Source organism: Parvularcula sp. IMCC14364 (assembly GCF_030758415.1).
Lineage (GTDB): Bacteria > Pseudomonadota > Alphaproteobacteria > Caulobacterales > Parvularculaceae > Aquisalinus.
Genome location: NZ_CP132334.1, coordinates 1 through 14,632, shown reverse-complemented (window position 1 = coordinate 14,632; position 14,632 = coordinate 1). Strand labels below are relative to the sequence as shown.

The following is a 14,632-nucleotide window of genomic DNA, read 5'->3' as shown; positions in this document are numbered from 1 at the left end:
TATAGCGAGCGCATGTCAACGCTTCTCACCATTGTTCTGCCACTCCTGCTGGTGGTGCTGACCGGATATATTGCAGGTGCCGGCAAGTGGCTGGATATCGCAGCTGCCCGCACCCTGTCCCGCTTTGTGTTCATGTTTGCGATGCCAATCGCGATTCTTAATTTTTACACCAAGGCGCCGCCGCCCGGCCTGGAACTGGTCCCGTTCCTCACAGGATACTTCCTCGCCATGATCAGTATTATCGCCCTTGCGGCATGGACAGGCTTCAGATTGCTGGATCTTGATATAAGGCAATCTGGCGCACATGCCTTTGTTTCCACCTGTGGGAATGCCGTTTTTCTTGGGCTACCTATTGCTTTGCAGGTTGAGGGTTGGGGACAACCATTCCTGATGCTGATGATCCTGGAGGGGATCTTCGTCTTCGGCATCGCCACAACCCTGATGGGGTGGAAAAGTGATGAGCGCGAAAACAGATCGGCGCTGAGCAAACTAACAGCGGGCATAGTAAAGTCGTCTGCAACGCCGTTCAGGAATCCAATCGTCCTTGCGTCAATCGCCGGGGTGCTGATTGCCTATAGCGGAGTAACATTCCCGACGCCCGTAAACACTTTCCTGAATACTTTCGGGCCGGTGGCCGGGCCGACCGGCTTGTTCGTGCTCGGCCTTTATATCGCAACCCTGCCAAGGGAAGGGGTCAAGTCATTATGGTCCAACATCGCGGCTGCCAGCGCCGTGAAACTTCTGGTTTTTCCGGTCATTGCCGGTCTGGTTGTTTACATATTCACCGGCGCAGATATGCGCCTGACCGGCGCGGTGGTGTTATTCACCTGCATGCCGCCAGCAGTTGCTTCGCTGGTACAGGCCAGCCATTACCGCATTTACGAACGTGAAACAGCAGTTGCCGTGAGCGTTGCCAGCATTCTCAGCCTGCTGACATTAACGATAGTACTGCTCATCTTTGCCTGACAGCTGTTTCGACATACAGGCAAATTCGTCTCTGGAATTCAGGCCAGTTCCAGGCCAAGACTTTCAAAGAGTTTCGCGTCACGACTCCGCCCAGGATTGGCCGTTGTCAGAAGTTCTTCACCGATAAAGATCGAATTCGCGCCCGCAAGATAACACAACGCCTGTGTCTCATCGCTCATCTTTTCGCGGCCGGCGGATAACCGGACCATGGAAGTTGGCATCATGATTCGCGCAACCGCAATGACTCTCGCGAACTCAATGCCGGGCAATGCCCCATCTTCGTCCAGCGCCAGATCACCAAGCGGCGTACCCCGCACAGGCACCAGCGCATTGATAGGAACTGATTCAGGGTGAGGCGTCATCGCGGCCAGAGCCATCAACAGACCTGTACGGTCTTCCGCCGCTTCTCCCATGCCGACAATACCGCCACAGCAGACTTTCATGCCAGAGGCACGCACACGCTCAAGCGTTTCAATCCTGTCCTCGAAAGTGCGGGTTGAAATCACTTTCTCATAATACTCCGGCGCCGTGTCGATATTATGATTATAATAATCCAGTCCCGCCTCTTTCAGTGCAACAGATTGATCATCTGTCAGCATACCAAGCGTCATGCAGGTCTCGAGGCCCATTGACTTGACGCGCGAGACCATCTCGGTCAGGGCATCCATGTCACGGTCTTTTGGCTCGCGCCAGGCTGCGCCCATACAAAAGCGTGATGCCCCGCCAGCTTTGGCTTTCTCTGCAGCTGCCACCACAGTCTCCACGGCCATCAACTTGGAGGCTGATAAGCCTGTGTCAAACTTCGCAGACTGATTGCAATAACCACAATCTTCCGGGCAACCGCCTGTCTTGATCGAGCAAAGCTGGGAAGCCTGCACCGCGTTGGCATTATGGTGGGTGCGATGCACGCTCTGGGCCTGGAACATCAATTCAGTGAAAGGGAGCGCAAAAAGAGCGTCCACCTCGCCACGTTTCCAGTCATGTCTCGTTTCGCTCATCTTGCTCACCTAGCCGTTTTTGTCGTTATCAGAAGGATTATCCCGTTCTGCCGTAAGAGGGTGTTGTTTTTCAATCTCTTTTTCTCGCGATGGACCTGAGGAGAAAAGGCGCAGGAAGCCAAGAATGATATGCCTTGCCTGACTGCGGAAGGAGCCACGCTCTATCGTCTCCGAGATAAAAAATGCTGAAACAATCACACAGGCCAGCATGACGCTGATGGAAACCAGTACCAGGGCCTCGAAACTCGTCACCATCGCATCCTGAAAATCAATCAGCGCAGCGCCGGTCAGTTTCTCACCGGAACCATACCCGACGAGCCTGGCTTCCGGTCCTGCCGCCATGTCAAAAGCGAACCCGACAATCGCGCCATAGGCAGCCACAAAGAAAAGCGTGCCCGCACGCCCTGCCGCATTGTTGACGCCCGAGGCAGAACCATGACTCTCTTCGGGAGTTGCATTGAAAATGGCTGTGGTCATCGCTGGCACAACCAGTGCCATGCCGATCCCGAAAATCAGCATGGAGATGAAAGCGCCAGAAATAGTGCCTGCCGCCGGAATGAAGCACATCGAGTAAAAGGCGATCCCGCAGATGGCCGAACCAAGGGATAACATCAACCGTACTCCGAAGCGCTTCATCAGATAGCCAGAGACAATCGTGATAATCGCCATCGGCGCAACAAAGCCCAGAAAAGCAATGCCGGTTTCATCAACACCCAGACCATAGGCATCTTTTAACACAATGGGATAGAAGACGAATATCCCGCCCATAGCCCCGTAAAGCAAAAGCGTCACCACATTGATGGCATTGAACATCCCTGAGCGGAACAGCTCAAGCGGCAGCATAGGCGTTGCCGCCTTGCGCTCCACACGGATCATCCAGGCCAGCGCAGCAATGCCGATAATAATAGGCCCAAGCCAGGTCACAGATTGTAGCGTGAACATGCTGCGTTCTGATGTTTCCGAGAGCGTAATCAAGCCATAGCTGATACCGGCAAAGCCTGTGAAAGCGAGCAACGCCCCGAGAATATCCAGGCTCTCCGGTTTGCGCGGCGGCGGCTTCGCCTTGGTCAGAAAAAGTGTGACTGCCAGAGCAATCAACCCCAGCGGAATGTGCATGTAAAATACCCACCGCCAGGAAACATTTTCCGCCAATATCCCGCCAAGGGGTGGCCCGAGAGCTGTCATCAGCGCGGAAGCCGCCGACCAGATACCCATGGCCATACCACGAGATTTCTTGGTGAAAGCATCAGCTATAAGGGTCAGCGACATGGGTGTTAAAAGCGCCGCACCGACGCCTTGCATGGCGCGCGCTGCCGTCAACAGATCAGAATTGGGCGCAAGGCCGCAAAAAAGGGAGGCCACCGCAAATATACCGACCCCCCAGGCAAATACTGCCCGGCGCCCGAAAAAGTCTCCCAGCGCACCACCAATGAGGATCAATGCGGCCATGAAAACCATATAGATATTGGCAACCCAGAGGATTTCTCCGAGACTCGCATCAAGGTCCAATTGAATGGGGTCTAATGCCAGCGCAACTGCCGTCCCGTTCACAAAGGCCATGGACGACCCCAGCACAGACGCCGCCAGCACGGCATAACGCTCAACCACCGGATATTCGGTCTCGCCGGGCGCGGGAGGTGTTTTCGTTTCTGTCATTGCGTCCGGTTGCTGCCTGCCTGACTTATCTTCTTAGCCACGTTTTGCCGGAATGTAATCGCCTGATGCAAGCTGTGAAGGAAGTCCGCCCGTTAACCCTGTCTCTCAATGGTCTGTTTATCGCCCCATGCTAGCAATATCGCGGGCGCATGGGGAATGATGATGAGTGAAGCAACACCTGCCTTGGCCTTTTTTGGTCTCACACTGCTGACAATGCTGCTGATGGCAGCCGGCATGGCCTGACAAGAAGACACATACCTTTACGGCAATTCTGAAAGTTTATGTTGCATTGCAGCATAACTCCGCTTACCCGTGGCCTGAGGGAAAATCAGATTTCAAGATCAGGATCACGCCATGGCAAAGCCGGGACTGAAAGCGTTTGCCGAACGCATTACCATTGCTGACATGACCGGCGCGGACACATTGTCCGACTTCACACCGGGTCGAATCAAAACAGAAACACTCGCAGGATTGACTGTTGCACTGGCACTGGTACCCGAGGCGGTAGCATTTGCTTTTGTTGCTGGGGTGCATCCCCTGGTCGGGCTTTATGCTGCGTTCATCGTCGGACTGATTACAGCCGTCATCGGCGGCAGGCCCGGCATGATTTCCGGTGCCACTGGCGCGCTTGCCGTGGTGATGGTCGCCCTGGTTGCACAGCATGGCGTAGAATACCTGTTCGCCACTGTCGTCCTGATGGGCCTGCTGCAACTGACCGCCGGGGCCTTGCGCCTTGGCAAATTCATCCGGCTGGTGCCACACCCTGTCATGCTCGGATTCGTCAATGGTCTCGCCATCGTCATCTTCCTTGCACAGCTTTCCCAGTTTCAGGTGCCAGGCACGGCCGTTGCCACGGGACACGGCATGTCCGGTGGTCAGTGGATGAGCGGCTGGCCGCTGTTTCTCATGTTGGGGCTGACGGCGCTGACAATGGCGATCATCTGGGCGACACCGAAGGTCACTAAAGCCATTCCCGCCCCCCTTGCCGGCATTCTGATCGTCGCGCTGATCGTGATCATCTTTGGCCTGGATGTGCCCCGGGTTGGTGATCTCGCCAGCATTGAAGGCGGCCTGCCAGCCTTTCACATTCCGGTTGTACCATTCACGCTGGAAACGCTCGAAATTATTCTGCCCTATGCTGTCATTCTTGCGGCCATTGGCCTGATCGAGAGTCTGCTCACCCTCAACCTTGTTGGTGAAATGACGGGCAGGCGGGGCGGCGCGTCCCAGGAATGTATCGCACAGGGAACGGCAAACGTCGTTACCGGCTTTTTCGGTGGCATGGGTGGCTGCGCCATGATTGGTCAGTCCATGATCAACGTGAAATCCGGCGGCGTCACGCGCCTGTCAGCGATCGCCGCCGCACTCTTTCTTCTGGTTTTCATTCTTTTCGCCTCAGGCCTTATCGAACAGATCCCGCTGGCCGCGCTGGTTGGCGTAATGTTCATGGTCGTGATCGGCACGTTTGCATGGCGCAGCCTCATGATCCTGCGCAAAATTCCAATCACGGATGCTTTCGTGATGATCCTCGTGACCTGTGTCACGGTGCGATATGATCTCGCCACGGCTGTAGTGGTTGGAGTCATCGTCTCAGCACTTGCCTATGCATGGAATAACGCCAGACGCATTCATATTTCAGCGCGTGACAGTGTTTCAGTACCGGGTGCCAAAACCTATGAACTCGACGGGCCGCTGTTCTTCGGCTCAACGGATGGTTTTAGCGAGCTGTTCGACCCGGAGAGTGATCCTGATATTGTTATTGTCGATTTCATGCGCTCCCGCGTGGTTGACCAGTCTGCCTTGCAGGCGATTGAAGACCTGGCCGCAAAATATGAAGCACAAGGAAAGACGTTGCGTCTGCGACATCTTTCGCGTGACTGCCATCAGCTCTTAAGCCGTGCTGGCCAGTTGATGATCGATTCAGATGACGACCCGGATTATCAGGTTGCGACTGATTATTCTGTTCGCACAGGCATCTTCGGTGTTGGTCACTGACCTGAAAGCTCGCAAGAGCTAAGCCCGACGGAAAATCGCCCTGATTGCTGTTTCTGTCTTGGGGGTGGAAACCGGCACTGCGCTGCAAAACCGGCTAGCGGCCATCACCATCTAGCAAGTTGCCAACACCGCCCAACAGGGACCCTTCTCCCTGACGGCGGCCACCAGGCGCAATCTGCCCGGCAATGCGGTCTGCCAGTCGCGCGAAGGGCAAGCTCTGCAAATAGACCGTGCCATGACCTTTCAGGGTAGCCAGAAAAAGCCCCTCACCACCAAAAATCATGGATTTCAGATTGCCGGCACGTTCAATATCGTATTCGACAGTCGGCGCGAAGGCGACAAGACAGCCTGTGTCTACCCGAAGGGTTTCCCCTTTCAGCTCTTTTTTCACCACAGTACCGCCAGCATGGACAAACGCCATGCCGTCACCCTGAAGACGTTGCAGGATGAAACCTTCACCACCGAACAGTCCTGCACCAAATTTCTTGTTAAAGGCGATAGAGAGCTTGGTGCCTCTCGCTGCGCAGAGAAACGAATCTTTCTGACATATCAACTCACCGCCTATCTGGGACAGATCAACTGGAATGATCTTGCCGGGATATGGCGCCGCGAAAGCGACCCGCTTCTTGCCCTGCCCTTCGTGGGTGAAATGCGTCATAAAGATGGACTCACCCGTCAGTACACGACTACCGATATTCTTGATGATACCCATGATGCCGCTCTCGGTAGCATTCGACCCATCTCCCATCCGCGTATCAAATGTGATCCCTTCTTCGACATAGTTCATGGCACCAGCTTCAGCGATGACTACCTCTCCGGGATCAAGCTCGACTTCAACAATCTGCATGTCATCACCGAGAATGTCATAATCAACAACATCGCTATTGATCACTTTCGCAGGGATAGAAGGCAGATTCACATCAGGCTTGTCGTCAAAGAGCTCCGGCCGCACTTCTGAGGCGGGCTGCCAGTCAGCCATACCATCCGTCCACATCAAGGTCGATGGTTTGATGGCGCCCTGCTCTTCCAGCAATGGCAATTCATCCGCATGTGCCTGTTTACGCTGGTTGCTGTCGGTGATGTAGTACCACATGAAACGGTTTTCCTCTCCGGCTCTTTGTATCGGGTAACGCGCTTAAATATCCAGCTGCGCTGACAAGGCATTATCCTGAATGAACTCACGGCGTGGCTCCACCACATCCCCCATCAGGCGCGAGAAGATGCTGTCGGCCTTATCGGCTGCATCGATTTTGACTTGCAACAGCAAGCGCGCATTCTCATCCAGTGTTGTTTCCCAGAGCTGGTTGGGATTCATCTCGCCCAGACCCTTATAGCGTTGCAGGCGTATGCCCTTCTCTCCAGCCGCACTGGCCGCGGCCAGCAAGCCAGCCGGGCTGTATATCCTTGTCTCATCTTCCTTCACACGCCATGTCGCCGGTTTGGCAAAGGCTTCCTGAATAGCCTCCGTCGCCTCAGCCAGTTTGCGGGCGTCAGCGTTGGCCAGTAACTCAGTATGCAATGTATGTATCTCAAGGACACCGCGCACTTCGCGCTCGACGGACAGGCCGCCTGAGCCATCAAGGTTGGCAACCCAGCCACGCTCAACCTCATCCGCCACCATATCGAGACGCGCCGCAACACGGACTGCTGCGGCCTGATCCTCTACAGATTCGCCCATGACCCCGGCAAGTGCTGCCTGAACAATGACATCGCGCGAAAAACGCGCCGGAAACGGATCAAGTTTTTTCTCGAAAGCCCGACACTTTTCAATCATATCGGAAAGATCGTTGCCGGTGATAATCTCACCATCAGCTAACTCGACATGCGCACCCTCGATACCTTCACGGTAAAGATAGTTTTCCAATTCCTCATCATCGAGCAGATATTGCTGCGACTTGCCACGTTCAATTTTATAAAGTGGTGGATTGGCAATATAAAGATGACCACGCGCGACCAGCTCCGGCATTTGCCGGAAAAAGAACGTCAGCAACAGCGTGCGAATATGCGCCCCATCGACATCCGCATCGGTCATGATAATGACCTTGTGATAGCGCAGCTTGTCGATATTGAAATCATCACGACCGATGCCCGTACCAAGTGCCGTAATCATGGTGCCAATTTCCTGGCTGGACAGCATACGATCGAAACGCGCGCGCTCCACATTGAGGATCTTGCCGCGCAGTGGCAGGATCGCCTGGTTCTCCCGATTCCGCGCCTGTTTGGCAGAGCCCCCCGCCGAGTCACCCTCCACAATGAACAGTTCTGACTTGGCAGGATCGCGCTCCTGACAGTCCGCGAGCTTTCCGGGCAGGGACGAAATATCCAGAGCGCCCTTGCGCCGTGTTAACTCACGCGCCTTGCGGGCAGCTTCACGGGCAGCAGCCGCTTCGACCACTTTCCGCACGAGATTCTTGGCCTCACCCGGGTTTTCCTCAAACCAGATAGACAACTGCTCGTTGACAAGGCTTTCCACGACAGGCCGCACCTCTGAAGAGACCAGCTTGTCTTTAGTCTGTGACGAGAATTTCGGGTCAGGCACTTTCACAGACAAGACGCAGGTCAGGCCTTCACGCGCATCATCGCCTGTCAGGCTTACTTTTTCTTTTTTCTGGAGGCCGGTGGACGTAGCATAGCCGTTCACAACACGCGTCAGTGCCGCACGGAAACCAGCCATGTGCGTGCCGCCATCGCGTTGCGGAATGTTATTGGTGAAACACAGAACTTTCTCATGATAGCTGTCATTCCACCACATGGCGACATCCACGGTGATACCGTCCTTCTCCGCCTGGAAACCGATTGGTTCGGACATGATCGGCGTTTTCGATTCGTCCAGATACCGCACAAAGGCTTCAAGGCCGCCCTCATAAAACATCTTTTCTTCGCGTAAATCTGCATGACGCTTGTCCTGCAGAATGATCGTAACCCCGGAGTTCAGGAACGCGAGCTCCCGCAAGCGGCGCTCAAGTGTATCGAAATCGAATTCTGTCTGGGTAAAGATCGTATCAGATGGGTGAAACGTCACACGCGTGCCGGTTTTGTCCGTGTCACCCACGGCCGCCAGATCTTTATCAGCGTTACCATAATGGAAACGCATATAATGTTCTTTACCGCCCCGCCAAATGGTCAAATCCAGCCAGTCTGACAAGGCATTTACAACGGATACCCCCACACCATGCAAACCACCGGAAACCTTGTAGGAATTCTGGTCGAATTTGCCACCAGCGTGCAGCTGCGTCATGATAACCTGCGCGGCGGAAATACCTTCTTCCGTATGCATTGCAGTGGGAATGCCGCGGCCATTGTCACTGACAGAAACAGAGCCATCTTCATTCAGGATAACGGTCACCGTATCACAATGGCCAGCCAGCGCTTCATCTATGGCGTTATCGACAACTTCATAGACCATGTGATGCAGGCCGGAGCCATCATCCGTATCCCCGATATACATCCCGGGGCGCTTGCGCACAGCGTCCAGTCCTTTCAGAACCTTGATCGAATCCGCGCCATAATCATCGCTTGCTCCTTCTGCGGGCGTGCCGTTTTCAGGCGAATTTTCAGCCGAATCTGAAGTCATAATATCCTGTCAAAAAATGGTTATCTGAGTCGGCAAAATGTACACGAATTGGCGAGGCAGGTCCAACGCAATGACGATTATTTTACCGTGCAAAAACAATTACTTACAAAGTTTTTCAGCATGATTTTCCAATGGCACAACAGCCCACCTGAAAACAGTTGTAAGCCCCACGAAACGACACCGGCAAAAAGCAGATTCAGACCTGTGCAATAATGATGGATCGTATTGCACAAACCTGCCTGACCGTACTTCTGCGACGGACATTCCCCCTCAGCCAGGCGGCATCTCTTTCGCGCAAAAGCGCAATAAAAAGTTTTCCTTACACGAGAGTTTGCACTTCCATATACTGGTCTGAACAGGGAATAGAACAAATGCTCTCACAACGCATTGCATCGGCTTTGAAGCGTCAAGATTGGGTAACCGTCTTTATCGAGTTTGCACTGGTTCTGGTTGGCGTGCTGACCGCCTTGCAGCTCAATAACTGGAATATTGAGCGCACCAACAAAGAAGGCGCAGACAAGGCCCTCGTGCGCTTGCGCAGCGAAGTTGAGGTCAATATCGCAGCACTTGATGGCCGCATGGCGCTGCTCACTGAGTCAAATGATATCCGCCCCGCGCTGGCGTAAAGGCCCTGCGCATCTGTGATACCAGTGATGAAGCGGCAAAGATGATCAGTACAGCCATAGGGGAGATGACCAGTGACATTATTCCATCCTTTGTGGACAATACGTTGCGTGAGTTATCCCGCCAGGACCGCTTTCTTGATTTCATGTCCGACGATTTCCGTACCAACCTCAATATCTATAGCGGGCGCTTGTCCGACGAGCGCGATCAGTTAAGTGTAAACTTCAAACTGATGTGGGATGAGCATGTCATCACTCATCCATCGGTGGGCATCTACGCGCCCGACACGGGCGTGACTGATTCAAGATTTACGCTCAACCAGCCGATAGCCGTATTGTGCAAGGATCCTGTTTTCAACCGCCAGTTCAATATGACTGAAATCTGGCACCAATCGACCATGCTTCGAATGGATCGTTTCAAGGGATGGAGTCAGGAGTTTCTGGCAGTTCTCGACGAGGAAATTGCTGCGTTACAGTAGGGCGTGTCATCAACAGCGGTATTTATTCTAGATACTGATCAGAGCGAGCCCGATATGGTACTGTCCCGCACATCGAGATGCTCTGCCCTGTTGCCCCAAGCCTCAAAAAGGTCCGCATCAGTGCCAGTCATGAATGCCTGCATCCCTGTTTCATGGAGAATGTCAAACAGCGCCGCCCGGCGGTGGGCATCCAGATGGGCAGCAACTTCATCCAGTAGCAAAATCAATGGCACCCGGCTGTCATTGGCCGCTATGGCCGTAGCATTGGCCAGCACCAGACCGATGAGTAACGCCTTCTGCTCACCCGTCGAACACAGCCGCGCTGCCTGCTGTTTTTCGCGATGCATCACAAACAGATCGGATCTGTGCGGCCCTTCGAGCGCGCGGCCAGCTGCCGCATCACGCCACCGCCCATCTTTCAGCCGCTTCTCGTAAGCCTCCTCAACATCCCCGGCACTCTCAACAGACAACGCTTCTTCCAGCGCGCCTTCGAGTGCCAGATCAGCAGCAGGAAACGCGGCGTTGTTCAACTGATCCGCACCAGCCGCCAGCCTTGAGGTCATCTCGCGCCGCGCTGCGGCCATGGCCACGCCGGCCTCTGCCATCTGCCGCTCAAGAATGCCAAGGAGAGTCTGGTCAGCACGCGGCAGATCTTCCAACAACTTCGTACGCTGGCGCATCGCCTTTTCGTAAGTAGCGGCAGATTTGCCATGCGTGGGATCATGCGAGAGCACCATCCGGTCGAGAAAACGCCGGCGCTCAGCTGCGCCTTCCATGAAGAGCCGGTCCTGGGCAGGCGTCAGCCACTGGAAGCTCAGATACTCAAGCAAGGTAGCCGGCCCGGGCGCTGATGCACCGTCGATCCGTACCACTCTCTTTTCAGGTGACCCTGCCTCTACGCCGACTCCAAGCTGACTCTCGTCAAGCGCACCACTCAACAGAGCCGTTACCGTCCAGCCCCCTCGACCATTTTGCCGTGCGATCTCGCCCAGCCGCGCGCGGCGCATACCTCGCCCGGCTGACAGCATGGAAAGTGCCTCCAGCAGATTTGTCTTGCCGGAGCCATTGGGGCCGCTCAGCACGACAGGCTGACCACGCAATTCAAGGTTCAGGCTTGCATAGGAGCGGAAATCCGTCAGTCTGATATGGCGAATTGCCGCTACTTCAGCCATGCTGACCGCGCAATCAGACCCGCAGCGGCATCAGCACATATAGCGCCTGCACATCCTCTTCATCAGAAATAAGGGTTGGCGAAGAAGGGTCAGCAAATTCGAATGTTGCTGTATCGCCATCAATCTGTGAGGCAACATCCAGCAAATACTTGGCATTAAAGCCGATTTCGAGGGCTTCCGCGCTGTAATCTACAGCAAGCTCTTCCTGGGCACTGCCGGTTTCAGGATTGTTGACGATCAACTGCAGGTGATCTGACTCAAGGATCATCTTGATCGAACGGGTCTTGTCCGCAGAGACTGTCGAGACACGATCAACCGCCTTGGCAAAATCGGCCGTCTCCACCTTCAGTGTACGATCATTACCAGACGGAATAACCCGCTGATAGTCAGGGAAAGTACCATCGATCAGCTTTGAAGTCAGGGTCACATCATCAAAGATGAACCGCACCTTGGCTTCCGATACGGAAACCTGCACCTGCTCGCCGGCATCATCAAGCAAGCGCCGCAGCTCCAGAACGGCCTTTCGGGGAATAATCACACCGGGAATCGACTCGGCCCCATCCGGTAGTGGGCTGTCCAGCCGCGCCAGCCTGTGACCATCCGTTGCCACAGCACGCAAGGCCCGCCCCCCTTCTGTGACAGCATGAAAATAAACACCGTTCAGGTAATACCGGGTTTCTTCCTGCGACATGGCAAAGCGCGTCTTGTCAATCAGGCGCTTCAGTTCTTTTGACGGCATCGAGAAGATGACGCCTTCATTGTCCACGGTCAAACTCGGGAAATCCTGATCAGGCAAGACCGCCAGATTAAAGTCGGATTTGCCGGCTGTCAGCTTAAGACGCCCGTCACTGCCTTCAGTATCAAGACGAACCTGCGCCCCTTCAGGCAGGCGGCGTACAATCTCATAAAGCGTCAGGGCGGAGGCCGTTATGGCACCGGGCTGTTCCACATCAGCCGAGACCTGTTCAGCAATCTCTATATCAAGATCAGTGGCCGTTAATGCCAATGCACTCCCCTCAGCCTGCAACAACACGTTTGACAGGATCGGAATGGTGTTGCGGCGCTCAACAACGCTCTGCACATGCCCAAGTGCTTTCAGAAATGTCGACCGCTCAATTATGACCTTCATGCTATCTCATCTCTCCGTTGGAAACCGCCCACCCGGCCAGAAATGGCAGCGGACACCCTCTCATAACGAGCCTGGAATGCCCGCAGGGTGAGAGACTATAGACAGGCACGGGACAGATAGGAAGCCCCGCGCCCGCAATGTCGGGATAAATTTATAAACACTTGTGCGATCAGTCCTCAAATTCATCCATCAGGCCGGAAATCAGGTCGCCGAAAACAGGATCTGTCTCCGCCAGCACTTCAGCACGCTCAACACTGGAGAGAACGGTTGTGTGATCCCGGCTGATCATCGCGCCAATCGTTTTCAGCGGCGCCGATGTCAGCCGCCGTGCCAGCAGGCAAAAGGCATGACGTGCCCGGGCAATAGGTTGCATCCGTTTGCGCCCCATAATGTCATGGGTGGAAAGGTTAAACGCTATCGCCGTCGCATTCATCAGATCTTCAAGCGAGGTCTCCTTAGGGCGGGAGCTGAGATGACGCCGCAGAAGGGTTCGCACTTGTGGCTCTGTCAGAGCATCTGTGCCATCTTCTTCACGTTGTGCCCTTATGTTCAGGCGGATCATTTTGTAGGCCCCTTCCAGCTCGCGGATGGAAGCATCGCAAGAACGGGCGATCATCTGAAGAACCTTCTCCTCACAAACAAAACCGCTCTGGGCCATATCAAGATCAGCCATCTGCTTGAGAATTTTCATGCGCAGCTGATAGTCAGGCTTGTCGATCGGCACACAGACACCACCACTCATACGATCTGTAAGGCGTTGGTTCAGGCCCGTTTCTGCGAGGCGAGAGGGGGCCATGGAGCCGGCAATCACGATGGTCTTGCCATAGGCAATCAGCCGGTCCAGCAGATGCAACAACTCATCCTGGGTGGCCTTGCGCCCGCGCAACAGGTGGATGTCATCCACCAGCAATATATCTACTCCATCAAGATAGTCGCGTAGCTCGCTGACGCTTTTGGACAATACTGCACTGACATAGCCATTAAGCAGATTATCATGCGTCAGGTAGAGCACGTTTTCATGGGCCCGGCGCATCTTCCAGTCATGCCCGATCGCATTCAGCAAATGAGTCTTGCCGCGCCCGGATGAGCCATAAACGCAAAACATGCGGTCATCTGACCCATCAACGATGCTGCGAGCCCCGAGAAAAGCAACGCGATTGGCATCACCGAGGCAGAACCGGTCAAACGTGAAATCTGAATGTAGGGGAGACGCAATGCCGGTGCCATTTCCTGCCTTTGAGCCGGCATGGTCTTCCTGTGGCTCCTGACGTGTAACCGCTTTGCCGGCAGATGCCGTGGAAGATTTTCGGAATGTCTCTGCCATTTTTGGCGGCAGCGGACCGGCACCCCCGCCGGGAATATTGTCCTCGCGATATTCTTCAGCCCGCTGCGCCATGTTATCTGCGTGCTGACGAACATCCCTGAAACCACGAATAGAGATCTGGCCTATGGGACCGATATTCTTTCTCCATAGCTCAAACATGCCTCGGGAGTAATTCTCTGTAATGCGCGATGCACAAAAAGCAGACGGCGCACCGATTACGGCATGACCGTTCTGCACCTTCACCAAAGACAATGGTTTGAACCAGTGATCATAAGCTGCATTACCATATCGTGCTTTCAAAGCTGTTTTGTACAGATCAAATTTTTGCTGCAATTCCATATCGCCAGACATAATAGTCCCCTGTTCGCACAGCTCTAAAGGCCGCGACGAGTCGTTTTGTAATTTTTCAATTTTGGTGAGTGTGGCGCCTCAGCACCAACAGACAGAAACCGGCGTATCTAAAAGCCCAGGCGGCCCGTAAAAATCAGCACTCGACGGAAGGCTTGCTTCTCCCGAACACTAAAATTTTGCTCCCTGGTGATTGCCGTCATGTTTTTCATGATACTGCCTGCTTTTATCAGATTTTTCCGTAGACCTTCCATCCGTGAAGAATGATCCTTCACGCCTTCCAGCCTGACCCCTTAATGTTGTTTACTCTAGAAACTGATACGCCGTTTTACCGACTTGCCCCTGGACCTTTGTGAACTGAGAGAATC

General features: G+C 54.3%; 11 protein-coding genes. 4 read left to right on the top strand and 7 right to left on the bottom strand.

Annotated features, from left to right (window positions below):
- Nucleotides 1-12: 12 nt before the first annotated feature.
- Nucleotides 13-966 (top strand): AEC family transporter, encoded by a 954-nt coding sequence (locus tag RAL90_RS00060; RefSeq protein ID WP_306252494.1) that lies wholly within the window; start codon nt 13-15, stop codon nt 964-966.
- Nucleotides 967-1,004: 38 nt separating this feature from the next.
- Here the strand turns inward: RAL90_RS00060 and bioB are convergent, their stop codons facing one another.
- Together bioB and RAL90_RS00050 are read right to left on the bottom strand one after the other, a co-directional pair.
- A complete protein-coding gene (gene bioB, locus RAL90_RS00055; protein ID WP_306252493.1) occupies nt 1,005-1,964 on the bottom strand; it encodes a biotin synthase BioB in 960 nt (319 codons plus the stop codon).
- Between the two features lie 9 nt (nt 1,965-1,973).
- Nucleotides 1,974-3,620 (bottom strand): MFS transporter, encoded by a 1,647-nt coding sequence (locus RAL90_RS00050; protein ID WP_306252492.1) that lies wholly within the window; start codon nt 3,618-3,620, stop codon nt 1,974-1,976.
- A gap of 405 nt (nt 3,621-4,025) precedes the next feature.
- On the opposite strand from RAL90_RS00050, the gene RAL90_RS00045 reads away from it, so the two are divergent.
- On the top strand, nt 4,026-5,615 hold the full coding sequence (locus RAL90_RS00045; RefSeq protein WP_372340488.1) for a SulP family inorganic anion transporter: 1,590 nt from the start codon (nt 4,026-4,028) through the stop codon (nt 5,613-5,615).
- Nucleotides 5,616-5,709: 94 nt separating this feature from the next.
- On the opposite strand, the gene RAL90_RS00040 is transcribed toward RAL90_RS00045, so the two are convergent.
- Together RAL90_RS00040 and gyrB are read right to left on the bottom strand one after the other, a co-directional pair.
- Nucleotides 5,710-6,708: a TIGR00266 family protein gene (locus tag RAL90_RS00040; protein WP_372340390.1), complete on the bottom strand. Its 999-nt coding sequence runs from the start codon at nt 6,706-6,708 to the stop codon at nt 5,710-5,712.
- 42 nt (nt 6,709-6,750) lie between these two features.
- Entirely contained in the window at nt 6,751-9,189 is a 2,439-nt protein-coding gene (gene gyrB / locus RAL90_RS00030; RefSeq protein ID WP_306252490.1) for a DNA topoisomerase (ATP-hydrolyzing) subunit B, read from the bottom strand.
- Between the two features lie 371 nt (nt 9,190-9,560).
- Between gyrB and RAL90_RS00025 the strand changes: the two genes are divergently transcribed.
- Entirely contained in the window at nt 9,561-9,815 is a 255-nt protein-coding gene (locus tag RAL90_RS00025) for a hypothetical protein (protein WP_306252489.1), read from the top strand.
- A gap of 41 nt (nt 9,816-9,856) precedes the next feature.
- Nucleotides 9,857-10,291: a hypothetical protein gene (locus RAL90_RS00020; RefSeq protein WP_306252488.1), complete on the top strand. Its 435-nt coding sequence runs from the start codon at nt 9,857-9,859 to the stop codon at nt 10,289-10,291.
- Nucleotides 10,292-10,329: 38 nt separating this feature from the next.
- Here the strand turns inward: RAL90_RS00020 and recF are convergent, their stop codons facing one another.
- The 3 genes from recF to RAL90_RS00005 all read right to left on the bottom strand — a co-directional run bounded on the left by recF (nt 10,330) and on the right by RAL90_RS00005 (nt 14,267).
- Nucleotides 10,330-11,463, bottom strand: a complete 1,134-nt coding sequence (gene recF, locus RAL90_RS00015) for a DNA replication/repair protein RecF (RefSeq protein WP_306252487.1) — start codon at nt 11,461-11,463, stop codon at nt 10,330-10,332.
- Nucleotides 11,464-11,476: 13 nt separating this feature from the next.
- A complete protein-coding gene (dnaN, locus tag RAL90_RS00010) occupies nt 11,477-12,592 on the bottom strand; it encodes a DNA polymerase III subunit beta (protein ID WP_306252486.1) in 1,116 nt (371 codons plus the stop codon).
- Between the two features lie 169 nt (nt 12,593-12,761).
- The gene (locus tag RAL90_RS00005; protein WP_306252485.1) at nt 12,762-14,267 is read right to left on the bottom strand and encodes a DnaA ATPase domain-containing protein; all 1,506 of its coding nucleotides are present in this window, start codon (nt 14,265-14,267) and stop codon (nt 12,762-12,764) included.
- Nucleotides 14,268-14,632 lie beyond the last annotated feature (365 nt).

What these genes read in the sequence shown, in the direction of transcription:
- dnaN (WP_306252486.1), bottom strand. Translation starts at nt 12,592, where the DNA reads ATGAAGGTCATAATTGAGCGGTCGACATTTCTGAAAGCACTTGGGCAT.
- gyrB (WP_306252490.1), bottom strand. Translation starts at nt 9,189, where the DNA reads ATGACTTCAGATTCGGCTGAAAATTCGCCTGAAAACGGCACGCCCGCA.
- RAL90_RS00050 (WP_306252492.1), bottom strand. Translation starts at nt 3,620, where the DNA reads ATGACAGAAACGAAAACACCTCCCGCGCCCGGCGAGACCGAATATCCG.
- RAL90_RS00060 (WP_306252494.1), top strand. Translation starts at nt 13, where the DNA reads ATGTCAACGCTTCTCACCATTGTTCTGCCACTCCTGCTGGTGGTGCTG.
- RAL90_RS00025 (WP_306252489.1), top strand. Translation starts at nt 9,561, where the DNA reads ATGCTCTCACAACGCATTGCATCGGCTTTGAAGCGTCAAGATTGGGTA.
- RAL90_RS00040 (WP_372340390.1), bottom strand. Translation starts at nt 6,708, where the DNA reads ATGTGGTACTACATCACCGACAGCAACCAGCGTAAACAGGCACATGCG.
- RAL90_RS00005 (WP_306252485.1), bottom strand. Translation starts at nt 14,267, where the DNA reads ATGTCTGGCGATATGGAATTGCAGCAAAAATTTGATCTGTACAAAACA.
- RAL90_RS00045 (WP_372340488.1), top strand. Translation starts at nt 4,026, where the DNA reads ATGACCGGCGCGGACACATTGTCCGACTTCACACCGGGTCGAATCAAA.
- recF (WP_306252487.1), bottom strand. Translation starts at nt 11,463, where the DNA reads ATGGCTGAAGTAGCGGCAATTCGCCATATCAGACTGACGGATTTCCGC.
- bioB (WP_306252493.1), bottom strand. Translation starts at nt 1,964, where the DNA reads ATGAGCGAAACGAGACATGACTGGAAACGTGGCGAGGTGGACGCTCTT.
- RAL90_RS00020 (WP_306252488.1), top strand. Translation starts at nt 9,857, where the DNA reads ATGATCAGTACAGCCATAGGGGAGATGACCAGTGACATTATTCCATCC.